At 69.1% G+C, this 22,130-nt stretch carries 19 protein-coding genes and 1 pseudogene; 9 read left to right on the top strand and 11 right to left on the bottom strand.

The window, feature by feature from the left end; genetic code table 11:
* Nucleotides 1–29: 29 nt before the first annotated feature.
* Nucleotides 30–626, top strand: a complete 597-nt coding sequence (locus SBI67_RS15950) for a TetR/AcrR family transcriptional regulator (protein ID WP_318981499.1) — start codon at nucleotides 30–32, stop codon at nucleotides 624–626.
* Here SBI67_RS15950 and SBI67_RS15945 read toward each other — a convergent pair.
* On the bottom strand, nucleotides 599–3,739 hold the full coding sequence (locus SBI67_RS15945) for a bifunctional cytochrome P450/NADPH--P450 reductase (protein ID WP_318981498.1): 3,141 nt from the start codon (nucleotides 3,737–3,739) through the stop codon (nucleotides 599–601). The genes SBI67_RS15950 and SBI67_RS15945 overlap by 28 nt on opposite strands.
* 77 nt (nucleotides 3,740–3,816) lie before the next feature.
* Nucleotides 3,817–5,229, bottom strand: coding sequence for an NCS2 family permease (locus tag SBI67_RS15940; RefSeq protein ID WP_318981497.1), 1,413 nt, complete (start codon nucleotides 5,227–5,229; stop codon nucleotides 3,817–3,819).
* Nucleotides 5,230–5,519: 290 nt separating this feature from the next.
* Here SBI67_RS15940 and SBI67_RS15935 point away from each other — a divergent pair, with 290 nt between their 5' ends.
* The gene (locus tag SBI67_RS15935; protein ID WP_318981496.1) at nucleotides 5,520–7,241 is read left to right on the top strand and encodes a hypothetical protein; all 1,722 of its coding nucleotides are present in this window, start codon (nucleotides 5,520–5,522) and stop codon (nucleotides 7,239–7,241) included.
* A 3-nt stretch (nucleotides 7,242–7,244) separates the two neighbouring features.
* Here SBI67_RS15935 and SBI67_RS15930 read toward each other — a convergent pair whose 3' ends face one another.
* Both SBI67_RS15930 and SBI67_RS15925 read right to left on the bottom strand, forming a co-directional pair.
* The gene (locus tag SBI67_RS15930; RefSeq protein ID WP_318981495.1) at nucleotides 7,245–7,652 is read right to left on the bottom strand and encodes a hypothetical protein; all 408 of its coding nucleotides are present in this window, start codon (nucleotides 7,650–7,652) and stop codon (nucleotides 7,245–7,247) included.
* Entirely contained in the window at nucleotides 7,652–8,392 is a 741-nt protein-coding gene (locus SBI67_RS15925) for an SDR family NAD(P)-dependent oxidoreductase (RefSeq protein WP_318981494.1), read from the bottom strand. Before SBI67_RS15925 ends, SBI67_RS15930 begins: the two co-directional genes overlap by 1 nt.
* 63 nt (nucleotides 8,393–8,455) lie before the next feature.
* Here SBI67_RS15925 and SBI67_RS15920 point away from each other — a divergent pair, with 63 nt between their 5' ends.
* Genes SBI67_RS15920 through SBI67_RS15900 form a run of 5 tightly spaced genes read left to right on the top strand, consistent with a single transcriptional unit; the run spans nucleotide 8,456 to nucleotide 14,128 of the window.
* A complete protein-coding gene (locus SBI67_RS15920) occupies nucleotides 8,456–8,989 on the top strand; it encodes a hypothetical protein (RefSeq protein WP_318981493.1) in 534 nt (177 codons plus the stop codon).
* Between the two features lie 28 nt (nucleotides 8,990–9,017).
* Nucleotides 9,018–9,743, top strand: coding sequence for a potassium channel family protein (locus SBI67_RS15915; RefSeq protein ID WP_318981492.1), 726 nt, complete (start codon nucleotides 9,018–9,020; stop codon nucleotides 9,741–9,743).
* The gene (locus tag SBI67_RS15910; RefSeq protein ID WP_318981491.1) at nucleotides 9,740–10,810 is read left to right on the top strand and encodes an NAD(P)H-dependent amine dehydrogenase family protein; all 1,071 of its coding nucleotides are present in this window, start codon (nucleotides 9,740–9,742) and stop codon (nucleotides 10,808–10,810) included. Before SBI67_RS15915 ends, SBI67_RS15910 begins: the two co-directional genes overlap by 4 nt.
* A gap of 59 nt (nucleotides 10,811–10,869) precedes the next feature.
* Complete coding sequence (locus SBI67_RS15905; RefSeq protein ID WP_318981490.1) at nucleotides 10,870–12,576, top strand: Hsp70 family protein; 1,707 nt, start codon at nucleotides 10,870–10,872, stop codon at nucleotides 12,574–12,576.
* A 10-nt stretch (nucleotides 12,577–12,586) separates the two neighbouring features.
* Nucleotides 12,587–14,128, top strand: coding sequence for an acetolactate synthase large subunit (locus SBI67_RS15900; protein WP_318981489.1), 1,542 nt, complete (start codon nucleotides 12,587–12,589; stop codon nucleotides 14,126–14,128).
* On the opposite strand, the gene SBI67_RS15895 is transcribed toward SBI67_RS15900, so the two are convergent.
* The 4 genes and pseudogenes from SBI67_RS15895 to SBI67_RS15880 all read right to left on the bottom strand — a co-directional run.
* Nucleotides 14,125–15,237: a class I SAM-dependent methyltransferase gene (locus tag SBI67_RS15895; protein WP_318981488.1), complete on the bottom strand. Its 1,113-nt coding sequence runs from the start codon at nucleotides 15,235–15,237 to the stop codon at nucleotides 14,125–14,127. The two genes, SBI67_RS15900 and SBI67_RS15895, sit on opposite strands and share 4 nt — an antisense overlap.
* Before the next feature lie 68 nt (nucleotides 15,238–15,305).
* Nucleotides 15,306–16,001, bottom strand: a complete 696-nt coding sequence (locus SBI67_RS15890; RefSeq protein ID WP_318981487.1) for an anti-sigma factor family protein — start codon at nucleotides 15,999–16,001, stop codon at nucleotides 15,306–15,308.
* On the bottom strand, nucleotides 15,998–16,534 hold the full coding sequence (locus tag SBI67_RS15885) for a sigma-70 family RNA polymerase sigma factor (RefSeq protein WP_318981486.1): 537 nt from the start codon (nucleotides 16,532–16,534) through the stop codon (nucleotides 15,998–16,000). Before SBI67_RS15885 ends, SBI67_RS15890 begins: the two co-directional genes overlap by 4 nt.
* Before the next feature lie 167 nt (nucleotides 16,535–16,701).
* Nucleotides 16,702–17,142, bottom strand: a pseudogene (locus SBI67_RS15880) (winged helix-turn-helix domain-containing protein); the annotation flags it as partial.
* A gap of 158 nt (nucleotides 17,143–17,300) precedes the next feature.
* Here SBI67_RS15880 and SBI67_RS15875 point away from each other — a divergent pair.
* Complete coding sequence (locus SBI67_RS15875) at nucleotides 17,301–18,017, top strand: SHOCT domain-containing protein (RefSeq protein WP_413232499.1); 717 nt, start codon at nucleotides 17,301–17,303, stop codon at nucleotides 18,015–18,017.
* Here the strand turns inward: SBI67_RS15875 and SBI67_RS15870 are convergent, their stop codons facing one another.
* From SBI67_RS15870 to SBI67_RS15860, 3 genes are all read right to left on the bottom strand, one after another.
* Complete coding sequence (locus SBI67_RS15870; protein ID WP_318981485.1) at nucleotides 18,018–19,382, bottom strand: styrene monooxygenase/indole monooxygenase family protein; 1,365 nt, start codon at nucleotides 19,380–19,382, stop codon at nucleotides 18,018–18,020.
* 119 nt (nucleotides 19,383–19,501) lie between these two features.
* Nucleotides 19,502–20,122: an MBL fold metallo-hydrolase gene (locus SBI67_RS15865; protein WP_318981484.1), complete on the bottom strand. Its 621-nt coding sequence runs from the start codon at nucleotides 20,120–20,122 to the stop codon at nucleotides 19,502–19,504.
* Nucleotides 20,119–21,204: an S-(hydroxymethyl)mycothiol dehydrogenase gene (locus tag SBI67_RS15860; protein WP_318981483.1), complete on the bottom strand. Its 1,086-nt coding sequence runs from the start codon at nucleotides 21,202–21,204 to the stop codon at nucleotides 20,119–20,121. The genes SBI67_RS15865 and SBI67_RS15860 overlap by 4 nt, the downstream gene beginning before the upstream one ends.
* A gap of 82 nt (nucleotides 21,205–21,286) precedes the next feature.
* Between SBI67_RS15860 and SBI67_RS15855 the strand changes: the two genes are divergently transcribed.
* Complete coding sequence (locus tag SBI67_RS15855; RefSeq protein WP_413232498.1) at nucleotides 21,287–22,117, top strand: chemotaxis protein CheY; 831 nt, start codon at nucleotides 21,287–21,289, stop codon at nucleotides 22,115–22,117.
* The last annotated feature ends 13 nt before the right edge of the window (nucleotides 22,118–22,130 follow it).

Below are 22,130 nucleotides of genomic sequence, written 5' to 3'. Positions count from 1 at the left end.
GTCAACAGTTGTTGAATACGCTGGTCGGCATGGCGACGAAACCGCGCGACGGGGAAGCCACCCGGGCCGCAATCCTGGCCGCTGCCCTGACGCAGTTCGGGCAGCATGGGTTCGAGCGCACCACGATCCGTTCGGTGGCCACCGTCGCCGGCGTCGACCCGGCACTGGTCATGCACTACTTCGGCAGCAAGGCCGGGCTGTTCGCCGCGGCCTCCCGGCTGGAGATCGCCTTTCCCGATCTGTCCGGCGTCGCCCCAGAGGACATCGCGGGGGTGCTCGTCCCGCTGTTCGTCGAGGTCTGGGGGCCGGACGGGTCCTTCCTGCCGCTGCTGCGCGCCGCGGCCACCCACCGGATGGCCGCCGACACCTTGCTCGGCGTGTTCGCCGCACAAGTGGCACCCGCGCTGGCCGCCGTGGTGCCCGACCGGCCGGCCGAGCGGGCCGCGCTCGTCGGCGCGCAGTTACTCGGCGTCGCGGTGTCGCGCTACATTCTGGGCACGCCCCCGCTGGTCGACATGACCGACGCCGAGCTGATCGACTGGTTGACCCCCGTGCTGGCGCACTTGCTCACCGGGCCTGCGCCCGCTCCGCGCCCGCGTCAGCCCGCCCAGACATCCTCGACATAGCGGTCCGCTTCGACAAGGCCGATCAGCCAGTCGCGGGCCTGACTCTCGTCGGCCCCGGTTCGGGCCCGGTAGATGTCGAGGAACGCCTGCCGCACCGACGGGGCCATCCTGGCGCCGTCCCCGCAGACGTAGACATGGGTGTCCTTGGTCGGGTCGCCGAGCAGCGCCCACACGTCGTCGGCATCCGCGGTGATCCGCTCCTGGACGTACCGGACGCCGTTCTGCGGTGCCCTGGAGAAGGCCGGCCGCATCCGCACGATCCCCAGATCCTCGGCGAGTTCGAACTGGTCGCGGAAGATGTAGTCGACATCGGGATCGCGAATACCGAAGAAACACAACGCCGGCGCGTACGGGGCGCCGTTCTGGCGCGCCGCCAGCCGGTCCCCGAGAAAGCCGCGGAACGGTGCGACACCGGTCCCGGCACTGACCAGGATGACGTTCTTCGCCGGGTCGGCGCCGGCCCGAAACGCCTGCCGGGCCTGGTCGACCCGCGCGCGGATCTGCGCTCCCGGGCCCAGCGCGGCCAGGTGGTTGGATGCCACGCCCTTGAACAGTCCGCGCCCGGAGCGTGCCGGCGCGTCGAGCACGCTGACGACCAGCGCGACCACCTTCGGGGACAGCAGCGAGGACGAGGCGATGGAGTAATGCCGCGGGGTCATCGGTTCCAGCAGCTCCAGCAGATCAGCTCCGGTGACCGCGCACGCCGGGAATTCCAGCAGGCATTCGATGGGGCTGAGCAGACACGGATCGGCCGACTCGGCCAGGGCCTCGAGCCGCTGTCGCTCCGGGACGCAGGGATTCACCGCAGCAAGGCGGCGCAGCTGGCTGCGCGTCGCGGGTTTGCGCAGTTCGACGAAATGGGTCAGCAGCTCCCGGACACTGACCTCGCGGTCGAGGGCGATGAGCCGCCGCGATGTGCGGCGTGGGTTGATCGACAGCCGCAGGGCGGGATCGATTTCGAGTTGTTCGAGCACCATGTCGACCAGTTCGGGCGGGTTGTCCGCCAGGACGGTCAGATGATCCCCGGTGTGGTACTCGACGCCGTCGGGTAGGGCGATGCGGACGAAATGCTTGGCCTGTCCCAGCGCATTCTGATCGCTGACCAGTTCAGTGTTCTCCAGCACGGTCATCGGTGCCACGGCGAACCGGCTGTCGATGGCGGCGGTCAGGGGGCCGACGATGAGGTGCAGATCGTAGAGCGGTTCCTCGGTATCGGTCACGGCGACCGCGTCGGGATCGCCGAACCGCTCGGACAACGCCGACCACAGTGCCGCCGAGAAATCTTCCAGCGTTCCGGTCAGGTCGCCGGAGGTGTCCGCCGCCGCGAGCGGAACCAGGCGGGTGCCGCCCAGTTCGGCTAGACGCTCGTCGATCCGTCTCGGCACCGCCTGATAGGTGTCCGCCCAGTTGTGGTCACCGACACCGAGCACCGCGAACAACGGGCTGCCGTTCAGGGTGGCCTCCGCAGCCGTGAGCCAGGAAACGAATTCGCGTGCGTCATCGGTCGGCTGCCCGTTGTAGGACGACGCCACGATCACCACGGCATCGACCTCGGGAAGGTTGCCGGCGGCGTCGTCGAGCGGCCCGACCGTTGCGGCACAGCCGATATCACCGGCCTCCTCGGCCAGTTGCTTGGCCAGCGCGCGGCAGGTGCCCAGATTCGAGCCGTGCAGGATGGCCAAGGTGGTACCGGGCTTCATGGCGCGCACCGGGGTAGTCGCTGCCTGGTTGGCGACGGCCGCCTTCGGCGCGACGACCGTCCGATCGGCGGCGGTGCGACGTTGGAGGTCCAGGCGGAAGCCGGCCGGGCGGCGGCTCAGCGGGCCGTCCCAGCGCAACACGTAATGATCGGTGTCGAGAAGCCGGTAACAGTGCACGATTCGGGCGATGGCCATCGTCGCCTCGTGCAGCGCGAACTGCCGGCCGATACACGACCGTGCGCCGGTGCCGAAGGGTTTGAACAACGCCGTCGAGCGTGCGGCCGCGGTGTCCGGCTCGAAGCGCTCCGGATCGAACAACTCGACGTTGTCACCCCACGCCGGATGCCGGTGCAGGGCACCCGTCAGCACGGTGACCGCCTCGCCTCGCTTGATCGGGTAGGCGCCGCCGATCACGGTGTCTGCCAACGCCATCCGGTCGAAGCTGAGAACCGGCGGGGACAATCGCAACGTCTCGTTGATCACCTGCCGCAAGAAGGCGAACTTGCCGATGTCGTCATAGTCGGGCAGGTGATCATCGTCGGCGCCGAAGATGCTGTCGGCCTCGGCCCGCACCCGGGCCAGGACCGCGGGGTGGTGCACCAAGTTGTAAAGGGTATTGGGCATCAGCTCCGAGGTGGTCAGTTGACCGGCGATCAGGAACGTCATGATCTGGTTGTGAATATTCGCCTCGTCCAGACCCGGCCCGCCGAGCATCAGATACAGCAGATCGTCGGCACCGTCTTCGCGGCCCGCTCGATGCCCGGCGATGAGCTCGTCGAAGTATGCCGTCAACGTCGCCAGCTCGGCCTCGAATCGCGGTGTCGTCTCCGCTTTTCCGAGTTCGCCGAGGGCGTCGGTGAAACTCTGCGGGATGGGAGCCAGGCCGTCGTAATCGTAGGACTGGAACCGGGCCCCGAAGCCGGCCAGCGCGACCGTGTCCATCGCGAGCTTCTGGAGATCATCCGATACGTCGACGGGTTGCCGGCCGGCGTGGGCATCCCAGCGCTCGATCATCTGGCAGTTGATGTCGAGCATCGCGGAGTGATAGTTGCGCAGCCCGGCATAGCTGAAGCCGGGCAGCAGAATATCGTGTGCCGTTTGCCAATTCGGCTCCCCATGGAACGCGGTGAACAATCCGTCACCGGCCAACGGACGTACCCTGGCCAGCGACGGGGTCAGATTCTTGGCGAACCGCGCCTCGTCGCAGAGCTCCTCGACCAGCTCCGGTGCGCATACGTAGAGCTTGCGGAAGCCGCTGTAGTCGGCATAGAAAATCGGCCCGTACAGTTCGCCGAGGATATCCACCGGCAGCGCATAGGGCCGTCCGGCAAGGTCGGCCGGGCCGGGCAGTGCACCTTCGGCGGACGGAACGTCCGCCAACTCAGGGGCCAGGGACGGTGCGAAGTCGGGCATGCCGGGCAGCATAGGCCCGAAAAGCCGTCGGCGGAGCGGATCTTCGATGCCGGTAACGGTGCCTCAACACCCGATCGTCAGACCCCGATCAGCGAGTCGATCCAACCGCGGGCGAAGTAGAGCAGGAAGCCGGCAGCGACGATCCACAACAGCGGGCTGATCTCGCGGCCCTTGCCCGCCGCCGTCCGCACCACCGCCCACGAGATGAATCCGACGCCGATACCGTTGGCGATCGAATAGCTCAGCGGCATGACCGCCACGGTGAGCACCACCGGCAGCGCGATCGAGAAATCGGCAAGGTCGATCTCGCGCAGGTGCGAGGCCATCATGGCGCCGACGATGACCAGCGCCGCGGCCGCCACCTCCGAGGGCACGATGGCCGCCAGCGGTGTGAGAAACATTGCGGCGAGGAACAATCCGCCGGTGACCAGGCTGGCCAGCCCCGTGCGGGCGCCTTCCCCGATCCCGGTGCCGGACTCGATGAAGACGGTGTTGGACGAGGCCGACACCGCGCCGCCGACCACCGCTCCGGCGCCCTCGACGACCAACGCGGACTGCAGCCTCGGGAAGTTGCCCTGTGCGTCGGCGACCCCGGCCTGCCGGGACAGACCGGTGAAAGTGCCCATCGCATCGAAGAAGTTGGTGAACACCAGGGTGAACACCAGCATGACGGCCGCCAGGATGCCGATCCTGCCGAAACTGTCCAGACTGAACGCGCCCACCAGGGACAGATCCGGCACCGCGAACGGTGCCCCCTGCAGGGTGGGCACCGACAGACCCCAGCCGCCGGGTTTCTCCTGGGCCGACCCGAGATGCCAGATGGCCTCGATGCCGACGGCCACCACCGTGCCGATGATCAGTCCGATGAGGATGCCGCCGCGCACCTTCCGGGCCACCAGGACGCCGGTCACCAGCAGCGTGAAGACGAACACCACGGTCGGGATGCTGGTGATCGAACCGGCGCCATGCCCGCCCAGACCCACCGGCGGCGACGGCCCACCGGTGGACGCCACGAACCCGGCGTCGACCAACCCGATGAACAGGATGAACAAGCCGATTCCCGCGGTGATCGCCAGTTTCAACGGCATCGGCACAGCGTCGAAGATCAGCCTGCGCAGCCCGGTGACCGCGAGTAACACGATGATCAGACCGTTGATCACCACCAGGCCCATCGCCTCGGGCCAGGTGAGCGAACCCACCACCGAGGACGCCAGGAACGAGTTGATACCCAGGCCGGCCGCGAACGCGAACGGCAACCGGGCGATCACCCCGAACAGGATGGTCATCACTCCCGCGGCCAGCGAGGTGACCGCCGACACCTGGGTGAAGCCCAGTTTGGCGCCGGTGACGTCGGCGCCGCCGGACAGGATGATCGGGTTCAGCACGATGATGTAGGCCATCGCGATGAAGGTGACGACGCCGCCACGCAACTCGGCGGCGACGCTCGAGCCACGGGCGCTGATATCGAAGAAGCGGTCCAGCCGGTTCACGGTTCGACCTTAAAGGCACCCGGTCCGCGCCTCCGGCGTCGGGACACCTGTAACGCCTCCGGCGCTCAAGCCGTTGTAACGCCTCCGGCGCTCAAGCCGTTGTAACGCCTCCGGCGCTCAAGCCGTTGTAACGCCTCCGGCGCTCAGGCAGTTGTAACGCCTCCGGCGTTGTGGCGATGAACCATGCGAGACAGCTGCTGGCCCGGGGCCAGTGTCGGGGGAGATGGCTGCAACTTGGCAGCAGTGGCTGGATGCCACGCTCCTTGGACCGTCAAAGGAGTGGATGCACCGTGCGTGCAACGCGTGAACTGTTCCCCCGCCGAAATATGGTCGCCGGTGTGGCGTCGAGCCTGGTCATCTCGTTGACCGCGTTGATCTCGGGACTGGCCCCCGCCGCGGCGTCGCCGAACACCAAAGCCGATCCGTCGGCTCCGACGACGACGGTGGTCGAGGCGCCGGAACCGGCGGCTCCGCAGTCGCAGGCCCCGAAATCCGCGGCGGAGTTGCCCACGGCCGCACCGAAACCGGAGCCCACGGCCGCAGCGCAACCGGATCCCAAGCCGGCGCCGCTGCCGGAGCCGGTGGTGCCGACCCAAGCCCCGGCCCCGCAGCCCAAGCCCGTCGCGTCACCGACGGCAACGTCACCGACGGCGGCGTCACCGACGGCCGAGCCGACCGTCGAGGCGCCCACTCCACCGGCGCCCAAGACCACCACCGCAACAGCACCGCCCGCAACGACCGCCCCGGCGCCGTCGACCACCAACACGGCAGCCCCGAAGACGACAACCACCAAGGTCGCCGAACCGACCACGACCACCAAGGCCGCCGAACCGACCACGGCTGCCCCCACATCGGCGCCCGCGGCCACCACATCGGCACCGGCAGCCGCCGCGACGACCGAACCCCCGGTCGACCCCAGCACGCCACCGTCCACGGCACCGCCGGTTGAGGCGGCCGGCAAGACACCCGCGCTGGACCCGACCACTCCGTCGAGCCTGGCTGCCCCGACCGCGGAGGCGGCCGCCACCCCCACCGTCACCGATGTGCCCTCCGGAACCGAGACGGCGTCGACCGCCATCAAGGCGGCCCGACCCATCGAGACGGTGCGTCCGCAGACGCTGGATGCGCCCGAACCGGATGTCGAACTGGCGCGCAACGCCAAGCCCATCGCGCAGCAGCCCGAGCCCGCGCCTCAACAGGACATCGCCGCACTCGCGGTGTCGCTCAACGTGACTCATCGCGACGATCGCCAGTACCGCGACTTCGACCGGCCCGACTTCCGCGCCAGGGGACTGGACTGGGACCGCACGGTGCGGCAGTGGCGGCCGGAGTGGGTGCAATACGACGAGTACTACCGCCCGATCATCGTCAACCCGTACCGAGACCCGGTCCGCGTCGTGTACGTGTACCAGAATTCGCCGCGGATCGTGACCATCAACCCGCTGCAACGGGTGGTGCTGTACGCCGCCGAGTTGGCCGCCTACAGCTTCACCGCCGTGGTGGTCAACGCGCTCAACACGGCCGTCAACGTCGCCGTCGGCAGCTTCTTCGGTGGTGGCTTCATCCCCGCGGTCGGGGTGCCGCTCCCGCCGCCTCCGCCGCCGGTGTGGCGATATGACAACGTGCCCGTCCAGGTGCGCTACTCACGCGCGGTGTACGAACCGTTCCGCGTGCAGCGGATCGTCGATGTCGGCGAGGACACCCGGTACGGCGAGCGCAAGGTCCTGCTCGACGGTGTCACCCCGGCCTGGGGCGTCTGGACGCAAAATGGCACGGGCGAGCGGCAATTCGAGGTGCACCGCACCCAGCAGTTCCCCGGCCTCGACGAACCGCGCGAGGCGCCGTTGCCTGGCGACTACCGGATGCAGCTCGTCGCCGACAACGCCACCGATGCGCCGAATGGGTTGGACCGCAATCAGATCTATCTGATCGCGGCGGCGGTGGCCTGCTCGCTGCTCAGCCTCGGCGCGGTGGGCCTGGTGGTGCTGATGGGCCGCCGGCGCGGGATGTAGCGGTCAGGCGTGCACATCGCGCAAGCCGACCGCGCCGCGCAGCCCCGAGCAGTTGACGCAACCGACGCAACCCACACAGTCGGTGCACGCGACGCAGCCGACGCAGGCCCGGCATTTCTGGCAGGCCATGCAGGCCAGGCAGCACGCGCAGCCGACGAGGGCCACACACAGGACGGTGAAGGCGCTGCCGAACACGGCGATACTGCCCGCCACACCGGCGCTGGCACCGGTGGCGACGGAGCCGGCCACGCCCGCGCTGTTCGTCGTGGCGATGGAACCGGCCACCCCGGCGCTGCCGAGGGTGCCGATCGAACCGGCGACCCCCGCGCTGCCCACCGTGGCCACCGATTGCTCGACGGCTACGCTGCCCACCGTGGCGATCGAATGATCTTCGCGCGCAATGGTGTCCATTAGTCCGCACCCTTCCCGTTGTCGACGCGGTACACCGCACCGTGGATGGCCGCCGCGTCCGCACTGGCCAGAAACGCGATGGTCTTGGCGACGTCGACGGGATCCATGAAACCGCGCGGTGCGGCGATCCGCATGATCAGCTCCCAATCCGCATCGTCGGGGGCGGCAAAGTCGGTCACCTGCGGGGTCAGCATCCCGCCCGGGCACACCGCGTTGATCCGCACCTTCTCCTTGGTGAACTCCACCGCCAGCGCCCGCGTCAGCCCGACCAACCCGTGCTTGGCGGCGCAGTAACCCGCCGAGTAGACCTCGCCCTCGACACCGGCCACGGACGCGACGTTGACGATATTGCCGCCGGTCTGCAGCAGGTGTGGCAGCGCGGCCCGGCACAGGTAGAACGGTCCGCTCAGGTTGACCGCCAGATCGTGCTCCCATTCGGCGTCGGTCAGCGTGATGGTGCGGCGCATCTGATGGAAGCCGGCCACATTGGCCAGCACGTCCAGCCGGCCGAACGCCGCCACACAGTCGGAGACGGCCTGACGGCAGGCCGCGGCCGAACCGATGTCCACTGAGGCGTACCGCCCGCCGGGCACGTCGGCGAACACCTCGGCGAGCCGGTCGGTATCGCGCGCGATACCGAACACCGTCGCACCTCGTTCGGCGAACACCTTCGCCGTCGCCGCGCCCAAACCGGAGGACGCCCCGGTCACCAACGCCACTTTGCCGTCCAGTGCAGTCATGCGGCTGACTCTCTCACGGCACAAACCCGGGACGTGTCCGAAGCGCCCTGTAATACTGCGACGGTGAGGAAGTACTTTTCCGCATTCTTCGGTGTGCTGGTGACGACCGCGGCGCTGGTGGCCTTTGCCGGCCCGGCGCGCGCGGACCAGCAGGTGATGCAGGGCGTCTACACCTTCCATCAGGAGGGCCTGCCGGATGCGACGTGGTCGATCTACCCCTCCTGCGTGCCGGTGGTGGGTGACCTGCGCGCCGAGATCCACGACCCCGTGGCGTGCCGCCTGCACGTCAGCTCGACCCCGAACGCGGTCGCCAAAGGCGGGGACGCGGTGCTGACCGACGGTCTGTGGGCCTACAACATCAGTTCGGTGGACGGCTTGACGTGCCCCGACGGCAGCACCGAGGCGCTGATGGAAACCTTCCGGTTCGACAGCAACACGTTGAGCGGTACCCGCATCGTCTCGCACAACCAGGTGTGCGGACTGCCCGCGACCCTGGACAAGAAACCCTTCACCTTGTCCTACCAGGGGCCGCTGCCGATCCCGGTCGAGCAGTACCCGCTGATTTGTGAGCCGGGCGGACTGCGCCGCTGCTTCTGATCCGCGCCGGAGTTATCCTCACCGCTTGATGACCGATCAAACCCGGCTGCAGCGGTTCGAGCAGCGGACCGAGTGGCTGCTGGCCGCCGTCGCGTTGGTGTTCCTGGCCTGCTATTCGGTCCGGGTGCTGGCCCAGCCGCGTGGTTTCGGCGACGCCGTGCTGCACGTCGTCATGGTGGGGCTGTACCTGGTGTTCGTCGCGGATTACCTGGTCCGGCTGTATCTCGCCAAGCCTCGTGGTCGGTGGTTCCTGCGCAATCTGCTCGACCTGGCCATCGTGGCGCTGCCGATGCTGCGCCCACTGCGCCTACTCAGCCTGGCGGTGGTGCTGGAGGTGCTGCAGCGCGTCGTCGGGCACAGCATCCGGGGCCGCGTCGCCACCTACACCGCAGGCGGTGTGGTGACCATCGTCTACGCCGCCTCGCTGGCGGTGCTCGACGTCGAACGCCACGCACCGGGTGCCCAGATCACGTCATTCGGCGACGCGCTGTGGTGGGCCATCAGTACCGTGACCACCGTCGGCTACGGCGACCTGACCCCGGTGACCTTCGGCGGCCGGCTGATCGCGGTGGCGCTGATGATCGCCGGGATCAGTCTGCTGGGCGTCGTCACCGCGACGCTCGCATCGTGGATCGTCGAACGGGTCGCCGAGGAGGACGACGCCAACCGGGCCGCCACGGCACGGCAGATCGAAGAACTGCGCGACGAGATCCGGGCGCTGCACCGCAGCCGGGAAAGGGACAGCACGACATGAAACGAATAGTGGTGTGGGGGACCGGATTCGTCGGAACCATGGTGATCGCCGAGATCGTCAAACACCCACTGTTCGAACTCGTCGGCGTGGGCGTCAACAACCCCGAGAAGGTGGGCCGCGATGTCGGCGACCTCTGCGGCCTGGACGCTCCCATCGGACTGACCGCCACCGACGACATCGACGCCCTGATCGCGCTGAAACCCGACGCCCTGGTGCACTACGGCCCCACCGCCGCCCAGGCCGACGCCAACATCGACCTCATCACCCGCTTCCTGCGGGCCGGCATCGACGTCTGCTCGACGGCGATGACGCCGTGGGTGTGGCCGCACATGTCGCTCAACCCGCCGTCCTGGACCACCCCGATCGACGAGGCCTGCGCCGCCGGGGGAGCGTCGTGTTTCACCACCGGGATCGACCCCGGATTCGCCAACGACCTGTTCCCGATGACCCTGATGGGTCTGTGCTCGGAGGTGCGTCGGGTGCGGGCCTCGGAGTTGCTCGACTACACCAACTACACCGGCGACTATGAATTCGAGATGGGCATCGGCAAGCCGCCGGAGTACCGGCCGCTGCTGGAGCACCGCGACATCCTGGTGATGTCCTGGGGTGCCACCGTGCCGATGATCGCGCATGCGGCCGGGATCACCCTCGACGAGATCACCACCACCTGGGAGAAGTGGGTGACACCGGAGGACCGCAAGTCGGCCAAAGGGATCATCCCGGCCGGCCATGTGGCGGCCGTCCGGTTCACCATCAACGGCCGGTACCGCGACGACACCCGCATCCAGCTGGAACACGTCAACCGGATCGGTCTGGACGCGGCGCCGGACTGGCCGACCGGCAACGACAACGACGTGTACCGCGTCGATATCGAGGGCACCCCGAGCATCTCCCAGGAGACCGCCTTCCGGTTCACCGACGGCTCCGGCCGCGACGCCGCGGCAGCGGGTTGCCTGGCAACCGGTCTGCGGGCGCTGAACGCCGTGCCCGCGGTCAACGATCTGCCCCCGGGTTGGGTCACCGCGCTGGACCTTCCGCTGATCCCGGGTGCCGGCACCATCCGCTAGTAACGTCCGCCCGGCAAATTCAGATGGATAACCCGATAGGGTTGCTGAAGGCGGGTGTGATGACAGAGTCGGTAGGGCTGTCGATTGGTGCCACCAATCTGGCGGCCGTGACGGTGGGCCGGGCCGCGGTGACGCGGCCGGCGGTGCTGACGCGTGCATCGGGTTTGGTGTTCACCGACTTCGTGGATCGTGTCGGCGATCCGGTCGGCCTGGTCGCCGACGACGGCACCACCCATCGGCCCGAGGCGCTGCTCGTCGAGGCGCTGCGGGCACTGTACGGCGCCGTTCCGCGCGGGACGCACACCGGTATCAGTCACCCCGCACACTGGCACCCCCGCCAGGTGGCGGCGGTGCGCGCGGCGCTGGCCGCCGACCAGCAACTGCACAGTGCGCCACTGCTTTCCGACGCGGTCACCGCGCTGGCGGCGTTGAGCGACAATCCGGGGTTGCCGGCCCGCGGCATCGTCGTGCTGTGTGACTTCGGCGGCTCCGGCACCAGCATCACGGTGGCCGACGCGGCCAACGGCTACCAGCCCATCGCCCCCACCGTGCGCTACGCCGAATTGTCCGGCGCGATGATCGACCAGGCGCTGCTGGCCCAGGTGCTCGCCGGGGTTCCCGGGGCGGCCGATGCTGCCGGAACCTCGGCGATCGGATCGCTGACCAGATTGCGGGCCGAGTGCCGGGTCGCCAAGGAGCGGCTCTCCGCTGCGACCGCGGCCGCGGTGCCGGTGGACCTCCCCGGCCATCGCACCGAGGTGCGGGTCACCCGCGACGATCTGGATGCGATGCTGCGCGCCCCGCTCGGTGATTATCTCGTCGTGCTGCGGGATACGTTGCAGAGCAGTGGCATTCGAGTGGCCGACCTGGCGGCGGTGGCCTCCGTGGGCGGTGGTGCCCGCATCCCCGCGGTGACGGCGGCCCTGTCCGAGCAGTTCCGGGTGCCGGTGGTGACCCTGCCGCAGCCTGAACTCGCCGCGGCCATCGGCGCGGGCGTCAGGGCCGCACGGCCCGCCGCCGACGAGGGCGCCACCACGATCGCCCCGGCCAACCTGCCCTCGCCGGACCCGGCCAACCTGCCCTCGCCGGACCCGGCCAACTTGCCCTCGCCGGACCCGGCGATGTCGAGCACCTTCCGCGCCCTGGCCTGGTCGCAGGATACCGACGAGGTGCCCGGCGCCGAACCGTTCGTGGCGGACCATCCCATCGACGCCGACCCCTCCCACAGCTTCGCCGGTCTCGACGCCCGGCCGCAGGTCCAGTTCACCGATCGGGACGAACCGGAGCCAGAACCGACTCCCTGGTACCGGCGGCCCGCCCTGCTGATCGGCTCGGGGGCCGCCGTCGTGCTGGCGGTGTGCGTCGCCGCAGCCGTATTTGTGATGCGCACCGATCAATCCGCAACACCCACCTCGCAGACCACCACGGCGACAGCCAATCCGGCGACCCCGTCGGCCGTCCCGCAACAGCCCGCTCCGGCCGAGGCGCCTGCCCCGGTGACCGAGGCGCCACCGCAGACCAGGACCGTCACCCGCCAGGCGCCCGCCACGGAGGCCCCGGCACCACCGGCCCCCGAAGCGCCGGCGTCGACTACCGAAGCACCTGCGCCGACCAGCGAGGCGCCGCCACCGTCCCCGGAGCCCACCAGCGAGACGCCGACGACCCCGCCGCCGCTGATCCCGCCGATTCCCACCATCCCGCCGATCCCCACCATTCCCGGCCTGCCGCCGTTCATCCCGCAACCAGGGCAACAGCTTCCGCACTAGGGTGGGGCTCATGAGCACCGGTGCCGATGTGGTGATCGGCCGTCTACTGGCCCGCGGAGTCGATATCTGTTTCGCCAATCCGGGCACGTCCGAGATGCATTTCGTGGCCGCCCTGGACCACACCCCGGCGATGCGCGCGGTGCTGTGCCTGTTCGAGGGGGTGGCCACCGGTGCCGCCGACGGCTACGCCCGGATCGCGGGAACCCCCGCGGCCACGCTGCTGCACCTGGGGCCCGGACTGGCCAACGGTCTGGCCAATCTGCACAATGCGCGGCGCGCGCACAGCCCGGTCGTCAACATCGTCGGCGACCATGCCACCTACCACGCAGAGTTCGACGCACCCCTGCAATCCGATATCGAGGCCCTGGCCGGCTGGCCCGACGGTGTGGTCGTGCGGCCCGCGACCGCATCGGCACTGGCCCTCTCGGTGGACGAGGCCATCACCGCCGCGGTCGGTCCGCCCGGCCGGGTTTCCACCGTGATCCTGCCCGCCGACTACTCCTGGAGCGCCACCGAGGACACCGCCGGGGTGGAGCCCGCGCCGCCGGACGCCGGCGAGGAAGCCCCCGCCGACCTCGCGCCCGTGGTCGAGCTGCTGCGCTCGCACGGTGCCAGTAGCGTCCTGCTTCTCGGTGGAGCCGCCACCGACGCGGCGGGACTTACTGCGGCCGCGCGCATTTCGGCTTCGGTGGGCGCCAGGGCGCTGGTGGAGACGTTCCCCGCCCGGTTGTCCCGCGGAGCCGGTGTCCCGCCCATCGAGCGGCTGGCCTACCTCGGTGAACAAGCCGAGCAGCAACTGGCCGGTATCTCGCATCTGGTTCTGGTCGGTGCCCGGTCGCCGGTCGCCTTCTTCGCCTATCCGGGCAAGCCGAGCGGGCTGGTGCCGCTCGGCACGCAGATCCACACAGTGGAGCCGGCCGACCTACACCGGCTGGTCGACGCGTTGGCCGCACCACCGGTACCGCCGGCCGCCGCAGCTCCTCGGGCGTTACCCTCGGGCCCGCTCACCGTCGCGAACTGGGTGGAGGTGATCGGGGCGCTGCTGCCCGAACGGGCCGTGATCGTGGACGAGGCCAACACCAGCGGGGTGCTGCTGCCGGCCGCCACGGCCGCCTCTCCGCTGCACGAGGTACTGACGCTGACCGGTGGTGCGATCGGTCAGGGGTTACCCGTCGCGGTGGGTGCCGCGGTCGCGGCGCCCGATCGGCCGGTCATCGCGTTGCAGGCGGATGGCAGTGCGCTGTACACCATTTCGGCGCTGTGGACGATGGCACGCGAGCAGCTCGACATCACCGTGGTGATCCTGAACAACCACGCCTACGCCATTCTGCAGCTGGAACTGGCGCGGGTCGGCTCGGCCGCGACCGGCCCGCAGTCCCGCTCGCTGTTGGATTTGGGTAGCCCGGATATCGACTTCGTCGCCATCGCAACAGGTTTCGGCGTACCCGCCAGCCGAGCGACGACGGCCGAGGAACTCGCCGAGCAGTTCCGGGCCGCGGTGCGCCAACCCGGCCCGCACCTCATCGACGCGGCGATTCCGGCCTGGGGCTAAAACGCCTTCGGCCGCTTGTGCAGCACGACCAGTGCCAGCGGGATCCGGATCTGCTGCGGGTCGGCGGCCAGCCGGGCCGCCACCCCGGCCTCGAGCTCATCGCAGAACCGGGTACGCCGGTCGTCCGGTAGCTCCGCCGCCAGCGTCGGGAACACCGCAGCCCGGACAAAGGCAGCCCATTCCGAACCGAAATACCTTGCATCCCGGTCCGATTGGTAACGCTGCCAGAACCGGTCCTCGGCGTCGAAAACCTCGAGATGTTCGACGCTGAGCTGTTCCAGCCTGCCGGACGGGGCGAACGGCGCCAGGAAGTCGCTCTTGCGCCGCCCGACGATCGGCAGGTTCATCCGCACCAGCTCGGCTTCGGTGATCACGCCACGGGCCACCAGCTCGGTCAGTTCGGCCATCACCGCCTGCAGCACTGGCCGATAGCCGAAATCGCCGTCATCGGAGAGGGCCATGGTGGTCACCACTGCGCGGCCACCCGGGCACAGCTCGCGACCACGGAATGCCACGAACTCATGCCAGTCGAATGCCGCCTGCTTGTCGTGGGCGGCCCGCACTGCGGCGTCGGCGCTGAACGAGGCATGGATGTGATCGGGTACCGGGCACGGCAGCCGGCCCAGCCACGGCACCGCCCAGGCCGACCAGCCCAGGTTCACACTGTTGGACGGGATGATCTGGGTATAGAAGGACCGACCGACCGCCGAGGCGTAGGTTCCGTGGTCCTTCTTCAGATAGCTGTCCGGATCCTCGTCGAGCACGCGGAACAGCTCGCTGAAGTCATTGTCCGGAACGTCGGTGTGGGTCACCAGGATCGACTGCTCGGGCCGGGTCCGCTTCCGCAACACCCCGATGGCCGCGGAGATCGGCAGCAGCGAATTGTGCCCGTTGGCCGCACCGTAGTCGGCGATGACTACCGGTCGGGGAGCCGACGGGATGGGCACCGCCTGCGCGGTCTGCTCGAAGAGTTCGATGGCGCGTTTCAGTCCGGCCGCCTGCAACCGCGAACCGGCGGTGTAGAACCCACTGCCCGGTGGGATCGGTCGCACCACCACACTGGATTCGCGGCTGGAACCGGCCCTCGAACCGGACGTCGAACTGGACACGATGAAAACGGTAGTCCACGAAGCTGTCCGGCGAGGTGTGAGTGCGCTGGGGCGGACAGCTCGGCCCGCTAGTTCAGCGTGGTCACCGCCAACGGCACCGTGGTGTCGGCGACCCGGATGTCGACCGTGCGGATGTCGGCGGCGGGAATGGCGGTGGCGGCGGCCAGGTTCGACGCCGCATTCCCCGCGGGGCTCCATGATGCGATGGTCGATTCCCGGCCGTCCTTGGTGGTGATCACCAGGTCGTACCTTGACACGGTGGTGGCCCAGTCCTTGGTGTACTCGCACTGCCAATCCAGCCGGGTACCCCACGATTCGGCCGATACCGCCAGCGCTGCGGTCACCCCGGCACGCTGCCCGGAGCCCATGGCCTGCAGCGCGGGACCAGTCGGCTGCTGCGGGCCCAGGATCAGCTGGCCGACGAAGCCGCCGATGATGAGACATGCGGCGGCAGAAGCGATACCGGTGGCCACCCGGATCCGCTGGGTCCGGCGCTGACGGTTGCGGGCTGCCGCGGCCAGCGTCACCAGGTTGGGTGCGGGTTCGGCATCCTCGTCGAGCAGCGCCAGCGCCTCCTGCGGCGGCAGGGCGTCCATGATCGCGGGCAGGCCGGCCAACGCATTCAGGCCGGCCTCGTCATCGGGGTGCTCGGCCAGATAGCGCTCGTAGGCGACGGTCTCTTCCGGGGTGAGGGCGCCCAGCAGATAGGCGGCGTCCCACTCGGACAGATCCCGCTCGGGTGGGTTGTGGTCGGCGGCACTCATTGCACCACCCCCCTTTCTTCCAGGGCAACGCGCAGCGCGCGGACCGCGTAGTGCAGCCGGGATTTGACCGTCCCCGTCGGGATGTTCTCGTGGCGGCCGATTTCGACGGCGGTCTCGCCCAGATAGTGCGCCCGCACCAGGACGGTGCGGTGCTCACTGCTCAGAGACCGCAAGGCGTCGGCGACGACCCACGAGTCGACCGCCGGCCCGAGGGTGTCGGGGGCGCGCTGCTCGGGGACGGTATCCGTGCGCAGTTCCCGTTTGAAGCGGTGGCTGCGGCGATCGTCGATCACGAGATTGCGGGCCACGGTGTACAGCCATGCCCGTACCGAATCGATGGACCCGGTGGTCAGGATGTCGGGTTTCTGCCATAGCCGAAGCAGCGACTCCTGCACCACATCCTCGGCGAACTCACGGTCGCCGCGGGTGAGGCGCAGGACATAACGCTGCAGCGCGGCGCCATGTTCGTCGTGGATGCCGCGGAGCAAGTCGGCGGCACCATCGTGCGGCCCGGACGGACCGGAGGCTGTCATGACGGGCGGTTTCCTCCGTTGGTGGGCGTGCGACCGGTGCGGCGCGTCCTCGTCATGTCACGATTCTGGCGCACCCGGCCGGGCGGCGGCGCGGGACATGGCTACCTGGGCGGGCCGTTGAAGGAGCGACGTGACTGCCGCCGGTGGTGACGGGTGCCCCAGCGCGCCGCGATCCGGATGCCCGGCCGGGCGGCGGAGCCGCAGAAAATGAGGTGACCGGCTCCCGGCGCCGTGGTGTGCACCGGGCTCGTCGGGGGCTGCTCGGCCTCGGTCACGAGGACGCCGACGAATTGGTAGCCGCGGCCACGCACCGTCCGGATGTAGCGCTGCGTGTCCCCGTCGTCGCCGAGGGCGCGCCGGACGGCCTTGATGCGGCTGGTGAGCGCCGCCTCGCCGACGAACCGGCCACCCCACACCGAGTCGAACAGTTCGTTCTTGGTGACCACGCGCTGGTGATGGCTGACCAACTGGATCAACACGTCGAACACCTGGGGTTCCATCGGGATGGCGACGTCGTTGCGGCGCAGTTCGAATCGCGGCAGATCCAGCACGAACTCGTCGAATCGCCATACCTGCGGTTCAGCGGTTGTCGTGTCCGCGGGAAGCATCGGGTGCAAGGTCACGGTCGTTCCCTTCTTCAGCGCCGTGTGGCGCGGTCAGCAGGAACGACGGGCGAGGCTTGCCAAGGGTTCAGTCCGCGCCGAAATTTTTCGCACGATGCGCTCCACCAGGTGTTTCCACACCGTCGGCGTGACAGACTGCGCCTGTGAGCCGGTCGACAGCGCCCAGATTCCTCACCGTCATCGCGGTGGTGACGATGATCGTCTCGGGTGTCGGATTCGTCGTGGCGCTGATGCTCAACGCCTTCGTCTTCGACCAATACAACGCCTACGGCGAGGTGCCGATCCCGGGACGCGGCACGGTGCACCTGCCGGCCGGTGAGGTGAATGTCAGCTTCCACACCCAGATCATCGGCAGCACGAACGGGGGAGGGTTGCCCATCCCGAACCTGCGGTGGCGCGCCGACCCGCCGGCGGGCGTTGCCGAGCCCGAGATCACCGAAGCCATCGGCAGCACCACCACCGTCAACAACGATGCGCGGGTGCGGGTGTGGATCGCCCACATCGCCGAAGAGGGTGACTACCGCATCAGCACCGAGGGCAACGTCAGCGCCTTCATCAGCCCGCGGCTGGCCTTCGGGCACGGCAGCCCGGTGCCCAACCTGCCGTGGTGGCTGGCCGCGGTGTTCGGTGTGGCGGTCGTCGACCTGATCATCGCGCGGGTGTGGGCGGCCAAGGTGCGCCGCCGGCCGACACCGGTGGGCCTGATGCCCACCTTCACCATCGATGCCGGGCCCAGCTTCACCCCGACCGATGACGGTATCCGGATCCAGCAATTGAAAACACTTGCCGCGCTGCGTGATTCCGGTGCCCTCACACAGGCCGAATTCGATGCCGAGAAACGCCGGCTGCTGGGATCCTGATCAGGCCGCGGCGCCGCTTCGCAGCGGGGAGCGCGCGAATGTTCCCGCCGGGACGAACCGGCCCAGCAGTTCGTCGGCCGGCTCGCCGGCGAATTCGGTGATCAACGCCTTGGCGGCATCCTCCGACGTCACCGCCTCGAACGGCCGCGGATCGTCGAGCAGCCCGACCAGTTTGGACGCGAATCGCGCGCTGCCGCTGGCCGCGGCGAAGAACTGTCCGCCGTACGCCGCGAAATCGGGGTCGCCGAGGAATAGCCGGGTCACCCGCTGCGCAGCGCGGGCGCGGTGGTCGTAGAAGTCTTCGAAAGCCGCTGTGAGCCAAGCGGTATCGAACGGTCCGTGATGCGCACCGGCCTTGTGGACCAGGCGGGCCGCCTGGATCAGCCCACCTTGGGCGCCCTGGCCGGCGATCGGATCGTAGGCCACCGCGGTATCGCCGAGCGCCGCCACCGGATGCCCACTCGCGGTGTGCCCGACACCGGCGCGCACCACCTGGGTGACCGCACCGGTCAACCACGAATGCGGATCCTCTTCGATGACGCGGAGTTCCAGCACTTCGGGGAGGTCCCAATCGAGGTAATCGCGATGCAACTCGACGGCCACGGCAAGGGCCGACTCGGCGCTGGTGACGCTGGCGAACCGGCGTTCCCATTCGCTGCCCGGCTTGGCCCAGCCGAGGAAGGCCCACGTCGGCCCGGCGTCCTTGTGCAGGTACGGGCCCCAGAACACCTCGCCCTGATCGGACACCACCGACAACGTGTTGTGCGCGCCACCCGCCGGGCCACGGTGAGCGAACACCTCCGGACCGTGCGACAGGCCGGTCGCGGTGAACGCCAGCAGTCGGCGCTGCGGCTTGTCGTACGCCGTGCGGGCGGTGTCGACGGGGAACAGGGTGGACAATCCGCCGCGCCCCGTCGCCACCAGGGTCAGGTCGGCCTCGGCGGCGATGCGGTCCAGCCCCTGCGGGTCCACCGGCTGGACCACGAACCGGCCGCCGCGCTGCTGGAACAACGTCAGGCGGTCGTCGGCCTTGAGCCGGGTGTCCACGGCGATTCCGCGGAATCCGTCGAACCAGCCGTCGAAGGCGATCGCCTCGGCACCACCGTCGACAACCCGCACACTCTCGCCCGTCGACAGCGGCGCCGTCGCCAGATATGTGTTCAGCCCCAGGCTCTCCTCGGCGCGCTGCGCCTCGCCGAGGATCAGCGCCGTACCCGTCGCCGGGACACCGTCCCGCAGCCGGGCCTGATCCAGATCGCTGAACAGGGTCACGTCGAAACCCTTGTCCAGCAACCCCAGCGCCGCGCTGACGCCGGTCTGGCCGGCGCCGATGATTGCCGCGGTACGTCCACCTGATGTCGTCATGGCACGACTATCGATGCGGCGCTGCCCCGGCGGTAGGGACTGGCTCAGCGTGATCACAACCTAGTGGCCGGGCTATTGGGCCACAGCCCTCCGCGCTGCTCGTTCCTCGCAGCGCTACGTCAGTGGCCGCGCGCCACCCACTCGTCGTAGTGCACCAGTTCGCCGCCGATGGTGGTGGTGTCGCCGTGGCCGGTGTAGACGACGGTTTCGTCGGGCAGGGTGCCCAGTTTGGTGGAGATGGATTCCAGGATGGTCGGGAAGCTGGAGTAGGAGCGGCCGGTGGCGCCGGGCCCGCCGTGGAACAGGGTGTCCCCGGAGATCACGGCGTTCAGTGCGGGGGCCGACCAGCACACCGAGCCCGGCGAATGCCCGGGGGTGTGCAGGGCGTGCACCTCGATACCGCCGGCGCTGAGCACCAGCCCGTCCTCCACACTGCGGAAGTCGGTGTCGGGGTGGATCTCTCGCCACAACATCTCGTCGGCCGGGTGCAGGAACACCGGGGCATCCAGGGTCGCGGCGAGCTCGGGAGCGACGGTGATGTGGTCGTTGTGGCCGTGGGTGCAGATGACAGCCACGACATGACGCCCACCCACAGCCTCGACGATCGGGGCGGCGGTGTGCGCGGCGTCGAAGACGATCACCTCGTTGTCGTCGCCGACGAGCCAGATGTTGTTGTCGACATCCCAGGTGCCGCCGTCGAGGGAGAAGGTGCCGCTGGTGACCACGCGCTGCACACTCACAGGATCACCACCGAGCGCAGCACCTCACCGGCGTGCATCTTGTGGAAGGCGTCCTCGATCCCGTCCAGGCCGATGCGTTCGGAGACGAACTTCTCCAGCGGCAACCGGCCCTGCCGGTACAGCGAGATGAGGGTGGGGAAGTCACGCTCGGGTAGGCAGTCGCCATACCAGGACGACTTGAGCGCTCCGCCGCGGGAGAAGAAGTCCACCAACGGCATCTCCAGGGTCATATCGGGGGTGGGGACACCGACGAGCACCACGGTGCCGGCCAGGTCGCGGGCATAGAAGGCCTGCTTCCAGGTTTCAGGACGCCCGACCGCGTCGATCACCACGTCGGCCCCGAACCCGTCGGTCAGATCCTGGATGGTCTCGACTGGGTCGAGTTCCTTGGCGTTGATGGTGTGGGTGGCCCCGAACCCGCGGGCCCAGTCCAGTTTCCGGTTGTCGGTGTCCACGGCGATGATCGTCTTGGCCCCGACCAGGGCCGCCCCGGCGATCGCGGCATCACCGACCCCGCCGCAGCCGATCACCGCGACGGTGTCATCACGGCCCACCGCGCCGGTGTTGATCGCCGCCCCGATCCCGGCCATCACCCCGCAACCGAGCAGACCGGCCACCGCCGGGTCGGCCTCGGGATCGACCTTCGTGCACTGACCCTGATGCACCAGGGTCTTATCGGCGAACGCACCGATCCCCAGCGCCGGGGTCAACTCCGTGCCGTCGGTCAACGTCATCTTCTGCGTGGCGTTGAAGGTGTCGAAACACAGCTGCGGGCGGCCACGCTTGCAGGCCCGGCATTCCCCGCACACCGCCCGCCAGTTCAGGATCACGAAATCACCGGGCGCGACATGGGTGACACCGTCGCCGATGGCTTCCACCGTGCCGGCGGCCTCATGACCCAACAGGAACGGGTACTCGTCGTTGATCCCGCCCTCACGGTACGTCAGATCGGTGTGGCACACCCCGCACGCGATGATGTCGACCACCACCTCACCCGGACCGGGATCGGGGATCACAATGTCGACCAACTCGACGGGCTGCTTCTTCGACCGGGAAATCACACCGCGCACTGTCTGAGGCATGCGTACAACCTAATGCCTCGACCAAAAGATGGAATGGTGTCCAAACAAATGTCCGGCGGCGCCTGGCGCGCTACCGTGATTCATGGTGTTGGTGTCAGTTGACCACGGAATCGAACTTGTCGTCGTTGCGCGCTCGGCGTACCGGCGCAGCGACTGGCGTACCACGTACGAGACGTTCGCGCGTGTCGAGGCCGTGCAGCGGTTGGCCACCGACGACCTGGCCGCCTATGCCACCGCGGCCTGGCGGTTGGGCCACGGCCGCGAGGCCGTCCGGATCAACGAACGCGTGCACACCTTGCTGGTGCGCACCGATCCGGTGCAGGCAGCGGTCAAGGCGGCCGAACTCGGGCTGGCCTGGTCGGCCCGAGGGCATGTGGCGGTGGCCCGGAGCTGGGCTGATCGCGCCGCGTTGTTACTCCGCGGGACGGCGGAGAGCGCGGCGCACGGTTATGTCGCCTATCTCGGTGTGGTTCTCGCGCCCGACGGCCCTGCCGCGGCCGACTTGCGTGGCATCGCCGCACGGGTGGGCGACCCGGCCCTGACCGCCCTGGCGCGCGCCGCCGAGGGGATCACCGCGCTGGCGCGGCAGCGGTTCGCCGAAGGCTACGCCGCGCTCGACGACGCGCTGCTGCCGAAGCTGGACGAACGTGTGCCGATGGAGTGGGCGGCCGATGTATACCGGCGCGCGCTGATGTCGGCCGCCGATGCCGACCGTCTCCGCGCCTGGTCGGAGTCCGCGTTGCGGTGGGCCGAGGCGACCGACGCCGCGACCTACCGGGCGATCGTGGACGTGCTGCGGTCCCATGCCGGCCTGGCTCCGGCGCGTGCCCGGCTCGGGGAGCTGCGCCGGGTGGTTGCGGAGGTGGATGCCGCGGTCGTCGCGCTGCTCGACGATCTGCTGGCACGGCGGTAGTTCTCCCCAGCTA

The organism is Mycolicibacterium chengduense (genome assembly GCF_033741155.1).
In the GTDB taxonomy this organism is placed as follows: Bacteria; Actinomycetota; Actinomycetes; order Mycobacteriales; family Mycobacteriaceae; genus Mycobacterium.
Note: the sequence above shows the minus strand (reverse complement) of the source record. Positions and strands in the feature narration are given on the sequence as shown.